This is a genomic window from Nocardia sp. NPDC059177 (assembly GCF_042755165.1).
GTDB lineage: Bacteria > Actinomycetota > Actinomycetes > Mycobacteriales > Mycobacteriaceae > Nocardia.
The window spans coordinates 353,612-366,301 of sequence record NZ_JBHZBX010000002.1; the positions used below are offsets into that span (position 1 = coordinate 353,612).

Annotated in this window: 13 protein-coding genes, 1 tRNA gene and 1 other RNA gene; 6 read left to right on the forward strand and 9 right to left on the reverse strand. The window is 68.1% G+C overall.

Annotated features, from left to right (window positions below; translation table 11 throughout):
- Window positions 1–39 precede the first annotated feature (39 nt).
- From ACFXK0_RS04765 to ACFXK0_RS04775, 3 genes are read right to left on the reverse strand one after another with little or no spacing between them, the layout of a single operon-like run.
- A complete protein-coding gene (locus ACFXK0_RS04765; protein WP_379408402.1) occupies window positions 40–753 on the reverse strand; it encodes an RDD family protein in 714 nt (237 codons plus the stop codon).
- A gap of 43 nt (window positions 754–796) precedes the next feature.
- Window positions 797–1,705 (reverse strand): tRNA glutamyl-Q(34) synthetase GluQRS, encoded by a 909-nt coding sequence (gene gluQRS, locus ACFXK0_RS04770; protein WP_379408404.1) that lies wholly within the window; start codon window positions 1,703–1,705, stop codon window positions 797–799.
- Between the two features lie 9 nt (window positions 1,706–1,714).
- Window positions 1,715–2,200 (reverse strand): DUF309 domain-containing protein, encoded by a 486-nt coding sequence (locus ACFXK0_RS04775; RefSeq protein ID WP_379408405.1) that lies wholly within the window; start codon window positions 2,198–2,200, stop codon window positions 1,715–1,717.
- Between the two features lie 420 nt (window positions 2,201–2,620).
- Here ACFXK0_RS04775 and ACFXK0_RS04780 point away from each other — a divergent pair, with 420 nt between their 5' ends.
- Window positions 2,621–2,830, forward strand: coding sequence for a DUF397 domain-containing protein (locus ACFXK0_RS04780; RefSeq protein WP_379408407.1), 210 nt, complete (start codon window positions 2,621–2,623; stop codon window positions 2,828–2,830).
- 86 nt (window positions 2,831–2,916) lie between these two features.
- Window positions 2,917–4,344 carry a wax ester/triacylglycerol synthase domain-containing protein gene (locus ACFXK0_RS04785; RefSeq protein WP_379408408.1) on the forward strand — a complete coding sequence of 476 codons (1,428 nt, stop codon included), beginning with the start codon at window positions 2,917–2,919 and terminating at the stop codon, window positions 4,342–4,344.
- Here the strand turns inward: ACFXK0_RS04785 and ACFXK0_RS04790 are convergent.
- Window positions 4,290–4,739: a helix-turn-helix domain-containing protein gene (locus ACFXK0_RS04790; RefSeq protein WP_379408410.1), complete on the reverse strand. Its 450-nt coding sequence runs from the start codon at window positions 4,737–4,739 to the stop codon at window positions 4,290–4,292. The genes ACFXK0_RS04785 and ACFXK0_RS04790 overlap by 55 nt on opposite strands.
- A 264-nt stretch (window positions 4,740–5,003) precedes the next feature.
- Window positions 5,004–5,648: a helix-turn-helix domain-containing protein gene (locus ACFXK0_RS04795; protein ID WP_379408411.1), complete on the reverse strand. Its 645-nt coding sequence runs from the start codon at window positions 5,646–5,648 to the stop codon at window positions 5,004–5,006.
- Between the two features lie 345 nt (window positions 5,649–5,993).
- On the opposite strand from ACFXK0_RS04795, the gene ACFXK0_RS04800 reads away from it, so the two are divergent.
- Complete coding sequence (locus ACFXK0_RS04800) at window positions 5,994–7,442, forward strand: threonine/serine exporter ThrE family protein (RefSeq protein ID WP_379408413.1); 1,449 nt, start codon at window positions 5,994–5,996, stop codon at window positions 7,440–7,442.
- On the opposite strand, the gene ACFXK0_RS04805 is transcribed toward ACFXK0_RS04800, so the two are convergent.
- The 3 genes from ACFXK0_RS04805 to ACFXK0_RS04815 form a co-directional block, all read right to left on the reverse strand.
- Entirely contained in the window at window positions 7,439–7,858 is a 420-nt protein-coding gene (locus ACFXK0_RS04805) for a DUF5994 family protein (RefSeq protein ID WP_379408414.1), read from the reverse strand. The two genes, ACFXK0_RS04800 and ACFXK0_RS04805, sit on opposite strands and share 4 nt — an antisense overlap.
- Before the next feature lie 265 nt (window positions 7,859–8,123).
- Window positions 8,124–8,211: transfer RNA gene (locus ACFXK0_RS04810), tRNA-Ser, on the reverse strand.
- A gap of 67 nt (window positions 8,212–8,278) precedes the next feature.
- The gene (locus ACFXK0_RS04815) at window positions 8,279–9,244 is read right to left on the reverse strand and encodes a hypothetical protein (RefSeq protein ID WP_379408415.1); all 966 of its coding nucleotides are present in this window, start codon (window positions 9,242–9,244) and stop codon (window positions 8,279–8,281) included.
- 136 nt (window positions 9,245–9,380) lie between these two features.
- Here ACFXK0_RS04815 and ffs point away from each other — a divergent pair.
- Together ffs and ACFXK0_RS04825 are read left to right on the forward strand one after the other, a co-directional pair.
- An RNA gene (ffs, locus tag ACFXK0_RS04820) (signal recognition particle sRNA small type) lies at window positions 9,381–9,475 on the forward strand.
- A gap of 155 nt (window positions 9,476–9,630) precedes the next feature.
- Complete coding sequence (locus ACFXK0_RS04825) at window positions 9,631–10,920, forward strand: aminotransferase class I/II-fold pyridoxal phosphate-dependent enzyme (protein ID WP_379408416.1); 1,290 nt, start codon at window positions 9,631–9,633, stop codon at window positions 10,918–10,920.
- Window positions 10,921–11,199: 279 nt separating this feature from the next.
- On the opposite strand, the gene ACFXK0_RS04830 is transcribed toward ACFXK0_RS04825, so the two are convergent.
- Complete coding sequence (locus tag ACFXK0_RS04830; RefSeq protein ID WP_379408487.1) at window positions 11,200–12,015, reverse strand: methyltransferase domain-containing protein; 816 nt, start codon at window positions 12,013–12,015, stop codon at window positions 11,200–11,202.
- Between the two features lie 43 nt (window positions 12,016–12,058).
- On the opposite strand from ACFXK0_RS04830, the gene ACFXK0_RS04835 reads away from it, so the two are divergent.
- Complete coding sequence (locus ACFXK0_RS04835; RefSeq protein WP_379408418.1) at window positions 12,059–12,643, forward strand: HhH-GPD-type base excision DNA repair protein; 585 nt, start codon at window positions 12,059–12,061, stop codon at window positions 12,641–12,643.
- Window positions 12,644–12,690 lie beyond the last annotated feature (47 nt).

The following is a 12,690-nucleotide window of genomic DNA, read 5'->3' on the forward strand; positions in this document are numbered from 1 at the left end:
CGAATCCGCCGAGCGCCCCTGGTGTTTTCCGGGCTGCGATCAGCCCTTGACGACCTGAGTGCCGCCGGCGAACTTGTCGTGCCAGCCCTGCTTGTTCGGGTCCTGGTTGATGGTGATAGCGATGTAGATCCACAGGCCGAGGGTCACCAGCGAACCGACGCAGTAGATGATCTGCGGAATCAGGAACGCGTTGCGCTTGATCGACTGTTCCGGGGTCAGGTTCGGCGCGCCGCCGGGGGCCACCACCCGCAGGCCGAGCAGCTTCTTGCCGACCGTGGCGCCCTGGGTCACTTCCATCGCGACGTTGTAGCCGACCATCGCGATCGCCATCAGCGCCGAGACGATGATCGCCGAGGTGATGCCGGTGGGCAGGAAGAAGTTGACGATGCCCAGCGGAATACCGACGATCAGACCGTCGATGAAGCGGGCGCCGAAGCGGGTGCCGAGATCAGCGGGGAGGACCCCACCGAATCCCTGCTGCTGGCCGTACGGGTCCTGCCCGTAGCCCGGCTGCTGCTGGCCGTAGGGGTTCTGACCGTAGGCAGGCTGCTGCTGGCCATACGGGTCGCCCTGGCCGTAGGCGGGCTGCTGGCCGTATGCCGGGGGCTGCTGCTGTCCGTACCCGGGCTGCTGGCCGTAGCCCGGCTGCTGCTGCCCGTAACCCGGCTGCTGCTGGCCGTAGGGGTCCTGGCCGTAGCCGCCGGGCTGACCGCCCTGCGGATACTGTTTGGGGTCGTAACCACCGCTGGTCATAAATTCGTCCTCGTCGTGATCTGTAGATCGGTCGATGCGTACGTTACGGACATCGGTCAGGTCGGAACAACCCGCTGGGCTCGAGTATCCATGGTTTTTCCGGGATGCGGGTGGCGTCGAATACTTCCCGTAGCTCGCTCGTCGAGCGGGCCGTGTAACCGAGTGAGGCGGCGATCGCGGCGACCACATCTTCGGGCGGGTGGCCGAGGGCGCGCTGATCCGAAAGACTCACGGCCCCGTCCCGTTTGGCCAGTCGTTTCCCTTCCGGGTTGAGTACCAGCGGCACGTGCGCGTAGCTGGGTATCGGCAGTCCGAGCAGGGTGGCGAGGTAGGCCTGGCGCGGGGTGGAGGCGAGCAGGTCGTCGCCGCGAACCACCTGGTCGACGTCTTGCGCGGCATCATCGACGACCACGGTCAGGTTGTAGGCGGGGATGCCGTCACCGCGGCGCAGCACCAGATCGTCCACGGCGCCGCGATATCGGCCGTGCAGCAGATCGGTGATCTCGAATTCGGCGACCTCGGCGCGCAATCTGATTGCGGCGGCCCGTCCTTCGGCGCGGCGTTGCGCGCGCTGGTCCTCGGTGAGGTCGCGGCAGGTGCCGGGGTAGGCGCCCATCGGGCCGTGTGGCGCGGTCGCCGCCTGCTGGATTTCGCGTCTGGTGCAGAAACATTCATAGGTGAGCCTTGCTGACGTGAGCTCGGTCACCGCGGCCGCGTAGCCGGGCAGGCGCTCGGACTGACGCACGATCGGCCCGTCCCAATCGATGCCGATCGCGGCGAGGTCGGCGATCTGCCCCTCGGCCGCACCGGGGCGGACGCGGTCCAGATCATCGATGCGCAATACGAATTCGCGGCCCGTGGTGCGCGCGAACAGCCAGGCCAGGATCGCGGTGCGCAGATTGCCCAGGTGCAGTTCACCGGAGGGGCTCGGAGCGTAGCGGCCTGCGGGCATCGAACCAGTCTAGGTCGGCTCGCGGCACAGGCGCGGGCGCAGCCGGTCCTCGGTGATCGGCCTGCCTGCGTCGAGGGCGTCGAGCAGTGTCCGCGCGTGCGCGATGAGGCCGTCACGGTCCACTTCGTGCTGCTGGGCATTCGCCGGGTAGGCCTCGAGCCGCTCGCTCGCGCGGCGCAGCAGCGTGCCCGCGCCCTTGGCGTTGCCCCGCTGAATGTGGGTGATCCCAACGGCATACTGGGCCAGGCCCTGCCAGAGCATCCGCTCGGCTACCGGCCCGTTCTTCCAGGCGGCTTCCAATACCTCGTGGGCGTTGAATGCCAAACCGTCGTCCAGCAGTTGCTGAGCGAAGGTGAGAGTTTGCTGGGGGGCCAACTCGAGATCGTCGGGTATTCGGGCGACTCCGGCACTGCCGGGTGGCAGCGGCCGTCCGAGTCGGTCGCGGGGTCGGTCGTTGCGGGCACGACCTGCGGCGTCGCGGTCACGGGAGATCATCCCTCCATGATCCACACGCGGCGCTGGTGATGCCTGTGAGGTGGCTGAGGCGGATCGTAATTTGACGTATCACGGACTAATCACATGGAAGTAAAACTGGATGTGTCAACCCCCTGCGGAATGGGTATGCGGGCCTGGCAATACTCCCGCAAACGTGAAGCTTCGCAAGCTTCGCGAACAGTTCTGAGAAAGCAAATTCTCATCCGCAAACTTGCGGAAGACCTGCTAGTGTTTCTTCCGCGGGGGCAGCCCCCGGAGGCGGAAACGCCTTGATGCGCTGGTTCGTGCCGATCGGTTGCGCGCACCGTGTGGCAGTGCTCTCCACTGCCACGAAGTAACTCGTCGGTCACGCCGTAAATCGGAATGTTGCAGCGATTCCAGGAGTAATCCGGTTCTCGATGAAGCAAAGGAGCATGTGCCGTGGAAGTTGATGTGACGGGCGCTGTGTGGCGGAAGAGCACCTACAGCGGGCCCGATGGGAACTGCGTCGAGGTGGCCTTTCTCGCCGGCGGCGAGGTCGCGGTCCGCGACACCAAGGACCGTGGCCGCGGCCCGGTGCTGGCCTTCGGACCGGGGGACTGGCGCGCTTTTCTAGCCGATGTCACCGCGGGAGAGTTCGCCCGCGGCTGATCCGCGCAGTGCGCGACGAGTCGGCAGTACGGGCCCCGGGTCGGTAGGACTCGGGGCCTTCTCAGCGGTGGCCTATCGTGAGGCGGATGATCAGGATGGCCCCGCGCGACGCGACGATGTTCTGGCTGTCGCGGCGCAGTGTCAACGATGTGTTCCTGCTCTATGCCTTCGCCGAAACCGAGGCGGCCACCGAAGAACTCCGTGACTTCGTGGCCGCGCGTTCCGCGCGCATTCCGGATCTGCGGATCCGGTTACAGGAGATACCGGGCAACCTCGACTATCCGTTTTGGATATCCAGCGAATTCGCGTCCCAGCAATTCGTGGCCCAGCGACCCGACGGTTCGGACTGGCGCGGCGTGCTCGCCCGGATCGGCGAACTTCTGGGTACCGGTGTCGTCGCGACCGAACATCCGTGGCGCGTCCACGTTTTCCGTGGGGTCCGCGCGGTGCCCGGCACGGCGGGGCCGGTGCTGGTCGTGGTGTTGCAGCTCTCGCACGCGCTGGCCGACGGCACCCGTGCCGCCGGTATCGCTCGCGCGCTGTTCGGCCCGGCCGAAGTTGTCCACAGCCATTCCGGGGAGTCTGTGGACAACTTGCGGAACACCCGGGTCCGACCTGCGAAAACCCTTGCACAGGCTGTGGATTCCTGTGGACAGATCTGGGGATGGTCCACCGGAACTCTGCCCGCGAGAGTGCGTGGGGCGCTGCGCTTTCCCCAGCAGTTGGTGACGACGGCGTGGCGAGGCCGCGCCGCCCACCTGGCGCAGCGGGAACTGGCGGACCGGACGGCCGCGGGCGAAGTGCCTGCGGCCGCAACCGGCTTCGCGCCCGCGCTGATCAATCCATCCACCCCGATCGACCGCGCCGCCCATCGCGTCCACCTGCACGTGGTTGACGCGGGCAGCCTGCGCATCCCGGGTCACACCGTCACAGTTGTTGCACTGACGGTGATTTCGTCCGCATTGTCGGACTACCTCGCCGAACGCGGCGAGCATCGCGCCCGGCTGGGCACCGCGCTGCCGATGGCGATCCCCGCCGACGGCTCAGCGCGCAACAACTATCGAGGCTTGTCGATCGACCTGCACATCGACGAACCAGACCTGTCCACCCGCGCGACACTGATCGCCGCCGAACTCGCCGTCCGCCGCGAACGCGCGATGAATCCACTACTGGCGGTGCAGGATCGGGTAGGCGAGACAGTGCCCGCAATGTTCGCCGCTCAGGATGTCGCTCGCGCCGACCTGGACAACGTGCCGCCCGCGCTCGACGGCAACACCGTGGTCTCCAGCGTGAATCGCGGCGCCGCCGATCTCGCTTTCGCCGGCGCGCCGGTCCTGTTCACCGGGGGTTTCCCGGCCCTGGGCACGGTCATGCACCTGACCCACGGCGTGCACGGGATCGGCGAAACCATCACGCTCTCCGTCCATTCCGACGCGAACGCGGTGCCGGATCCGGACCGCTACCTCGACCTGCTGACCGCATCCCTGACCACGGTCGTCGCCGCGCTGCGCTGACGGCGCCTGCCCGCCCTGGCCAGTTCGATGCCGATGGTCTGCAATGCCGAGTGCAGCGCGGTAGCGGGATCGGTGCCCGCGGCCTCGCCTTCGATCAGGCCGTCCACCCGGAACGGGCAGCAGTAGCCGGACTCGTCCGGGTGCGGGTGGCCGATCTCGATGAGCGGCTCATCGCGGGCGGGGGTGTGCGCGGCTTGCGCGTGGATCCGCTCGTACCAGGCGACGACCGCGGCAGGCGCTGGGCGCGTACCGGTTTCGTAGTGGCCGAGCGCGGCCCTGCTGTAGGGGACGCGGGTGGCCAGCGCGGTCAGTGACAGACCGGACTCCACGCGTAGTCGCCGCAACCGCGATCCGACGCCGATGCTGCCGTTCCCCTGCTCGCCCCGACTGGACATGGACCCATCGTAGAGAACTGTAGACGTTTGTAGACGCTTTTTGCTGTCCAAAAGGTCTTGACGGCGACCATACTTTTGTTGCGGCTTCGTCATCACCATACCGCGCCACCCGTGCAAGCACTGACTAGTTCGGAGGGGACAGATGGAGATCTACCTGTGGATTGCCGTTGGCCTGTTCGTGTTCGGGGCCCTCACGCGCTACCTACTACTGTTGCCGCCGGTCGAGACCGGCTGGCCCAGCGTCTACGACATCGCGATGCGGATTCAGGCCGAACGCGCGGTACCCGGCCACGATTCGACGGTGCCGTCGGTGCGCAGCAGCTCCAAGAGAAGCTTCTCCGCATCGGATTTCTCCCTGGCCAGGGCGCTCCAGCCACGGACCAGACCGTCGCCGTCGGCCTTCGTCGTCCACGAGCCGACGGCATGAGCGCCCTGCGGGTGCAGCGCGAAGTAGACGACACCGATGCCGAAGGCGATGTCCATCCCGCGCATCCAGCCGGTGAGCGCCTCGCCGTCCCAGACCCGCATCTCGCCGCGCACCTGCGTGACCGGATCGTCCTCGGCCGCCGGGGTTTCGGCGTCGGTGTCGAGCAGCAGGTGGTCGCCCTCGTGCCGGATCGTCACCGGCGCGATCTCGACATGCGCGCTGTCCTTCGCCGCTTTCTGCCACGCCGCCCACCAGCGGCCGGCCAGGTCGACGCGGTTGTCCACGATCCCGGCCAGCTCGGCGAGCGAGATCTGCAGCGCGTCGGCCAGCCGGATCGCGACCGGCAGCGTCGGCGACTGTTCCTCCGATTCGTACCTGGTGATCTGCCGCGAGCTCACCCCGATCGCGGTGGCCAGCGCGGGCTGCGACAGCCCGAGCAATCGCCGCCGCTCCTGGATCACCTTCCCCGTCCCGGTGTTCATACAGTCATCGCCTCCATCGCCGGCCCCTACCGTCACACCCTGCACGACCCATCCGCACCAGACCCGCCGACATCACGCGCCGCGACCCGCGCCCGTGAGGACCGCTGGCGTGCCGCGCATGCCGACTGCGTGGCCGATTCTTCCATTTCTTCGCTGCAACAGGCCCGTTTCGTGCTGACTCAGCACGATGGATGCGGACCACGCTGTCTACAGCACCTCGCCGCCATGGCCTACAGCACCGGATTGATCGAGGACATCTGAGCGCGCCCGGTCACCGGCACCGACACGTTGACGATGTCGTTTCGAGACGATGAACTCGGCCTTCGCGCCACTACCGTCGACGGTATGAGTGCGGACCCAGCGGCCGACGACGCAGGCGAGGAGATCCTCGAACCCCGGGGCCTGCGCCGTCGATGGGCGTTTCGCCGCCCCTTCGTCCTGCCCTCGCAGCGGGCCACGGCCGACAATATCGTCGCCGCGCCGACCCCGCTGCAACCGATCGACCTCACCGACGACGCCGAGGTGTCGCAGGTGCTCGACCTGGCGGTGCGGGTGGGCGAGGTGGTGCTGGCCGCGGGTACCGGTGTCGGTGACACCTCGGCGCAGGTCCGGTTCATCGCCTCGACCTACGGGCTGGACAAATGCGATATCGACGTCACCTTCGACGCGATCCGCATCTGGGCCGACCGCGGCCCCAGCCTGCCCCCGGCCAGCGATATGCGGGTGGTCAAATACCGTTCGCTCGATTTCACGCGGCTGGCCGCGGTCGACCGGCTGACCCGCCGGATCCGCTCCCAGGTGGTGCCGGTCGATCAGGCGCACGAGGCGCTCGACGAGATCGTCTCGCTGCGCCACCCCTATCCGCGCTGGGTCTCGACGGCGGGCTGGTCGCTGCTGGCGGCCGCGATCGCGGTACTGCTCGGCGGCGGGCTGCTGCTGGCGGTGATCAGCTTCGCCACGACCGCGCTGATCGATGTGGTGAACCGGGCGCTGCATCAGCTCGGTCTGCCGATCTTCTTCCAGCACGTGGTCGGTGGGGTGCTCGCGACTGTCCCCGCGATCGCACTGGCCGCGGTCAGTGACCATTGGCGTGCCGAGGCCGCGCTGATCGTCGCCGCGGGAATCACAGTGCTGCTCAGTGGCTTACAGCTGGTCGGTTCGGTGCAGGACGCGATCACCGGTGCGCCGATCACCGCCGCGGCGCGAATACTCGAACTGGTGATAATGACCGGCGGCATCGTCGCGGGTATCGGCCTGGCGCTGCGGGTTTCGGTGCTGCTGGGGGTTCCGGTGCCCGAGATCGGGGCCGACGCGGGCCGCGACACCGGGTATCTGGTGGTCACTTTGGCCGCGGGCGCGGTGGCGGCGATCGCCTTCGCGCTGGCCTGTTACGCCGAGCGCCGGGCACTGCTGGCCGCCGGATTGAGCGGCGCGGCCGGCATCCTGACCTTTCTGCTCGCCCAGGACATCGGCCTCGGCCCGGTCATCTCCTCCGGCGTCGCCGCGGTGCTGATCGGCCTGGCCGGCGGTCTGATGGCCCGGCGCGCGCTGACTCCGCCGCTGGTCGTCGCGGTCGCCGGTATCACCCCGCTGCTGCCGGGCCTGAAGGTGTATCGCGGGCTCTACGCCCTGCTCGAGGACGAGACCCTGCTCGGTTTCAGCCAGCTCCTCGGCGCGTTCGGCGTCGGCTGCGCGCTGGCCTCCGGCGTCGTGCTGGGGGAGTGGTTCGACCGGCTGCTCAGCCGCCGCGGCGCGCCCCGCGATTTCGACCCGACCTACACCAGCGACCGCTAGAGCTGGGCCAGCGGGCGCGGTCCGTCGGCGGCGAGGTCGGCGGGCGCCGGGTCCTGGATGCGCGGTTTGCCCGCGGCCCAACGCATCTGGCTGCGGGCAGCGGGAGCCTCGGTGGCCGCGGGGACCACGAGCAGCGCCAGGGCGGCGCCGTTGCTGCCGACCAGGTGCATGATGCGTGAGCCGGGTTCGGTCTCGGTACCGGATTCGCCGGTGTTCCAATCGAATCCGAGGCGGGCGAGCTTGCCGATGCGCGGGCCGACCGCGTGCACCAGCTGGTGTAGTTCGGTCATCGGCGCGTCGGTGCGGGGCCACCAGGCTCCGTCGATCGGGCCGGTGGTGGTCTGGTCGTCACGCAGCATCAACCGGATCGGCCCGGCCGCGTCGCGGCCGATGCTCGTTTCAGGTGCTGTATTCACTGCAAAGGTTCTTTCTGAGTTCTGGGCGGCCGATGCCGTGAGAGATCATCGACCGGCGCGCGTCGTCCGTGGTGAACGCCGCACGAGAAGTGGGTACCCACTTCACTGTGTCGGCACGCACACTCGCTCGAGGGCGGCGACACCGGCGAAGGGATCCGGTGGGGGTTTCCCGCACTGCCGGGGCTCACTCTACGGACGCCCACCGACAGATCCACCGATTTAAACGAACAGGGCCCCGACCGGCGAACCGATCAGGGCCCTGCTGTGGCGGAGGATAGGGGATTTGAACCCCTGAGGGCGTTAACCCAACCCGCGTTCCAGGCGAGCGCCATAGGCCACTAGGCGAATCCTCCGTGGAGCAGCATAGCGGGTGGCAGGGGGCCGATGCCAAACCGGCCCCCGCATCGCTGCTCCGACCTGCTACTTCTTCAATGCCGCCAGCACCGCGCGGACCTGCGATTCCGCCGCGGTCCGCATCGCCTGCTCGTCCATGCTGCGCATGGTCTCCACCTCGATCTCGACCTTCACCGAGATATTGCTGTCGTGCGCGGCGACCACATAGCTGTAGTCGTTCGGGATCGAGCTGTAGGTCTGCTGCTCGATCGCGTAGTACGCCTCCGAGCCGAGCCCGCTGACCGCGCCGTTCTCGTAGCCCTTGCCGGTGGTCCTGGTGTCGGAGTTCTTCCAGCGCGAGTAGTCGGATTCGTTCTCGCTGCCGGTCTTGAACTCCACCTGCAAGGTGAGGTCGGCGCCGTTGGCGTCGCGGCCCGCGTTCTTGTTCTGCGCCGAGCAGTTGTAGGAGCCGCCGCCGATGTACTCATACGGCGCGTGCTCGGTGTGGGTGGTGGTCTGACGGGTGCTCGACCACTGGTCCAGCACGCTCAGGTCGACCAGGTCGCAGGCGTTCTTGCCCTCGATGAACTCGTAGTTGCCCGCCCACTCCTCGGAATCGGGTCCGAGGGCGTCCTCGGCCTTGTTCGCGGCGAAGATGATCACGCCGAGCACCAGGACGCCGACCAGCGTGATGGCCCCGCCCACGATCCACCACACCGCCTTGTTGCCCGAGGACGGCGGCCGCGGCGGCGCACCCCACTGCTGCTGCGGCTGGGCCGCCGGGTAGGCGCCGAACTGCTGCTGCGGCGGCTGGGGGACACCGCCGCCGTACGGGTTGGCCGGCGGCGGGGTGTAGGCGCCGTGGTCACCGGTGCCGGACTGATACGGCAGCTGCTGCGGGGGCGGGGTGTATCCGCCGAGGTCGCCGCGCAGCAGCGTCGGGTCGGCCTGTGCGGGATTCGGTGCGTCCGAGCGTGGCTGCTCCCACCACTGCACGGTCGGGTCGGACGGTGGTTTGTCCCCGCTCGGCGGCGGTGGATTCTGGCCGGTCACTCGCGAACCCCTCCTGAGTTGGTCGGGGAGCTCCCCCATTGCCGATGTCGCGCCGATCGTAACCAGTCCGCAAACGGGACGCGTCGGCTATCCGTCCCCCCGATCGCTTGTCGGCGCGACTACCGCTACACTGGCCGACGGATCCCGCGCGGCGAGCATCCTGTGAACTCCCCCAGGGCCGGAAGGCAGCAAGGGTCAACGGGCTCTGCCGGGTGCGCGGGGTCCCCTTTATTTTCCAGGGGACCCGTGCCTACGCACCTTCGCAGCGTGCGAGCCGGATAACCGCCCCGGATACCCCACCGATTCGCAACATCCGCCGGGTAACGTTGCGGATGCTGCACGCGCAGCACGAACCCCTACCTTGTTGCTTCGAAAGGCTACCCAGGATGCCCCGGCAATCGCAGATCGGTTTGATGAGCCACGCGGAACTCGTGTCCGAGCACGAGTCGCAGAACGCGAACTACGCGACGCTCAAGACCGAGAAGCTCACGCTGGATCTCACCCGAGGTAAGCCATCGCCCGAGCAACTCGACCTATCGTCGTCGCTGCTCGCCCTGCCGGGCGACGGCGACTTCCGCGACGGATCGGGTACCGACTGCCGCAACTACGGCGGCCTCAACGGCCTGCCCGAACTGCGCGCGATCTTCGGCGAACTGCTCGGCATCCCGGTCGAGCAGCTGCTGGCAGGCAACAACGCCAGCCTCGAGATCATGCACGACAACATCGTGTTCGCCATGCTCTACGGCACGCCGGACTCGCCGCGCCGCTGGGCCTCCGACGAGCCGATCAAATGGCTGTGCCCGGCGCCCGGCTACGACCGGCACTTCGCCATCACCGAGGCCCTCGGCATCGAGATGATCGCGGTCCCGATGAACCACGACGGACCCGACACCCACGCCATCGCGCAGCTGGTGGCAGGCGACCCGCAGATCAAGGGTCTGTGGGCGGTGCCCAACTACTCCAACCCGACCGGCGTGGTCTTCTCCGAAGAGGTTGTCCGCGAGCTGGTTTCGATGCCCGCCGCCGCGCCCGACTTCCGCCTGTTCTGGGACAACGCCTACGCGGTGCACCCGCTCACCGACACCGCGGCCCCGGTGCTCGACGTGCTCGGCCTGGCCGCCGCCGCGGGCAACCCGAACCGGCCGCTGGTCTTCGCCTCCACCTCCAAGATCACCTTCGCCGGTTCCGGGGTGAGCTTCTTCGGTGCGTCCAAGGCCAATATCGACTGGTACCTCTCGCACGCGTCGAAGAAGAGCATCGGCCCGGACAAGCTCAACCAGCTGCGGCACCTGCGCTTCTTCACCGACGCCGAGGGCGTGCGTGAGCACATGCAGAAGCACCGCAGGCTGCTCGAACCCAAGTTCGCGCTGGTGCGCCGCATCCTCGAGGACCGTCTCGGCGCGTCCAAGGTGGCCTCGTGGACCGAGCCCAAGGGCGGCTACTTCATCAGCCTCGACGTGCTCGAGGGCACCGCCGCCCGGGTGATCGCGCTGGCCAAGGACGCGGGCATCGCGCTCACTGCGGCCGGCTCGGCCTTCCCCTACGGCAATGACCCCGAGGACAAGAACATCCGCATCGCCCCCAGCTTCCCGCAGCTGCCGGAACTGGAGAAGGCGATGGAAGGCCTGGCCACCTGCGTCCTGCTCGCGGCCACCGAGAAGCTGCTCGAGCTGTAATTTTTGGAGCTGTAATTTTGGAGCGCTGGCGCGCTCGAGGTTCGCGGCCCCGCCGGTCCCGTCGATCAGGCACCGTTGCTTGCTCCTTCGTCGCCTACGCAACGGCACCTGATCGACGGGACGGCCGCGAACCGGCCGCTGCGCGGCCGATCCCTCCTCGAGGTCGGGATGCGCGGGGCCGGGAGTGCGGTAGGCGGCGGCGATAGTGGGAGCGCTGGCGCACTCGAGTTCGCGGCCTGCCCCTCCTCGGGGTCGGGGCGTCCAGGGTCGGGTTCAGTGCTATCGCTTGTGCGCTAGGACGCCGAACAGGGTGACTGAGATGTGGATGTCGCCGCGGTCTGCGCCTGCTTGCAGGTCTGCGACGAGCTGATCGCGGTCGGCGGCGGTGATGGTGCCGCGCAGGACCGCCAGATCGGCGATGCGGCTGACCAGCGCGCCCGCACCGACCGTCGGGTCTTGCACCAGCGCCTGCGAACCGACCTCGTCGACGACCAGTCCGGCCCCGCTGAGCAGGCCGGACAGCCTGCGGCCCGAATGCGGATTGGTGGTCGAGGAGATCAGCGTGTCGATCACCGAGCGCACCACCCGGGGATCGCCGGGGTGCACGATCGCCGTCGCCCAGTCGCTGTCGACGACCACCGCGCGGCCACCGGGACGCAATACCCGGGCGATCTCGGCGGCCGCCCTGGCCGGTGCGGTCAGGTGCTGGAAGGCGCGTTCGCAGAGCACGGCGTCGAAGCTGTCGTGGCCGAAGGGCAGGCCGTAGGCGTCACCGGAGGCGAAGCTCGCGTTCGAGGCGTACTCGGTGGCCCTGCGCTCGGCCGAGGCCAGCAGCTGGGGATCGGGTTCCACGCCGACCGCCACGCCGGTGGGGCCGACCGCGTCGGCGAAGGCGAACACCTCCGAACCGGTGCCCGAACCGATATCGAGTGCCCGTTCACCGGGGCGTAGGGCGAGCGCGTCGTGGCTCCAGGCGCGCAGGCTGCGCATTCCGGGCTGGGTGACCTCCAGGTCATGGGCGTCGATCAGTTGGTCCTTGCCCGCCTGGTCGAAACGGTCGGGACGGGGGGCGAAGTTGGTCATGGGTACCGCCATCATGAACTCAGAGGCTACTGGTGAAATGTGTCACGATGAATGTATGACCCGAACGCTGTGTCTGGCCCAGGATCCCGAAGCCGACGAACTCCTCGGTAGCGACGATTTCGCGTTGCTGCTGGGAATGCTGCTCGATCAGCAGTATCCGATGGAGCACGCGTTTCGCGGACCGCACAAAATCGCCGAGCGAATGGGCGGATTCGAGCTGCGCCGGATCGCCGAGGCCGATCCGGCGGAATTCGAAGAACTCGCCGCGACCCCACCGGCCATCCACCGCTACGGCCGCTCGATGGCGCGCCGGGCCCAGGCGCTCGCGCAGTATCTGATCGAGCACTACGACGGCGTCCCCGCCGGCATCTGGACCAGCGGCGATCCCGACGGTAAAGAGGTGCTGCGCAGGTTGCGTGACCTGCCCGGCTTCGGTGAGCAGAAGGCCAAGATCCTTCTCGCCCTGCTCGGCAAGCAACGTGATGTGCGTCCCGACGGCTGGCGGAAAGCCGCGGGATCGTACGGCGACGAGGGCTCGCGGCGGTCGGTCGCCGACGTCGTCGATGCCGAAACCCTCGCCGAAGTCCGGGAATTCAAGAAGCAGGCGAAAGCGGCGGCGAAAGCGGCCAGCGGCAAATAGTAGTTCTGATCTGGCTGTTTTTATCCCTCGTCCGGCGAGTGGATCTG

Coding starts and splice junctions, on each gene's coding strand:
- ACFXK0_RS04765 (WP_379408402.1), bottom strand. CDS start 753: ATGACCAGCGGTGGTTACGACCCCAAACAGTATCCGCAGGGCGGTCAG.
- gluQRS (WP_379408404.1), bottom strand. CDS start 1,705: ATGCCCGCAGGCCGCTACGCTCCGAGCCCCTCCGGTGAACTGCACCTG.
- ACFXK0_RS04775 (WP_379408405.1), bottom strand. CDS start 2,200: ATGATCTCCCGTGACCGCGACGCCGCAGGTCGTGCCCGCAACGACCGA.
- ACFXK0_RS04785 (WP_379408408.1), top strand. CDS start 2,917: ATGATCAGGATGGCCCCGCGCGACGCGACGATGTTCTGGCTGTCGCGG.
- ACFXK0_RS04790 (WP_379408410.1), bottom strand. CDS start 4,739: ATGTCCAGTCGGGGCGAGCAGGGGAACGGCAGCATCGGCGTCGGATCG.
- ACFXK0_RS04795 (WP_379408411.1), bottom strand. CDS start 5,648: ATGAACACCGGGACGGGGAAGGTGATCCAGGAGCGGCGGCGATTGCTC.
- ACFXK0_RS04800 (WP_379408413.1), top strand. CDS start 5,994: ATGAGTGCGGACCCAGCGGCCGACGACGCAGGCGAGGAGATCCTCGAA.
- ACFXK0_RS04825 (WP_379408416.1), top strand. CDS start 9,631: ATGCCCCGGCAATCGCAGATCGGTTTGATGAGCCACGCGGAACTCGTG.
- ACFXK0_RS04830 (WP_379408487.1), bottom strand. CDS start 12,015: ATGGCGGTACCCATGACCAACTTCGCCCCCCGTCCCGACCGTTTCGAC.
- ACFXK0_RS04835 (WP_379408418.1), top strand. CDS start 12,059: ATGACCCGAACGCTGTGTCTGGCCCAGGATCCCGAAGCCGACGAACTC.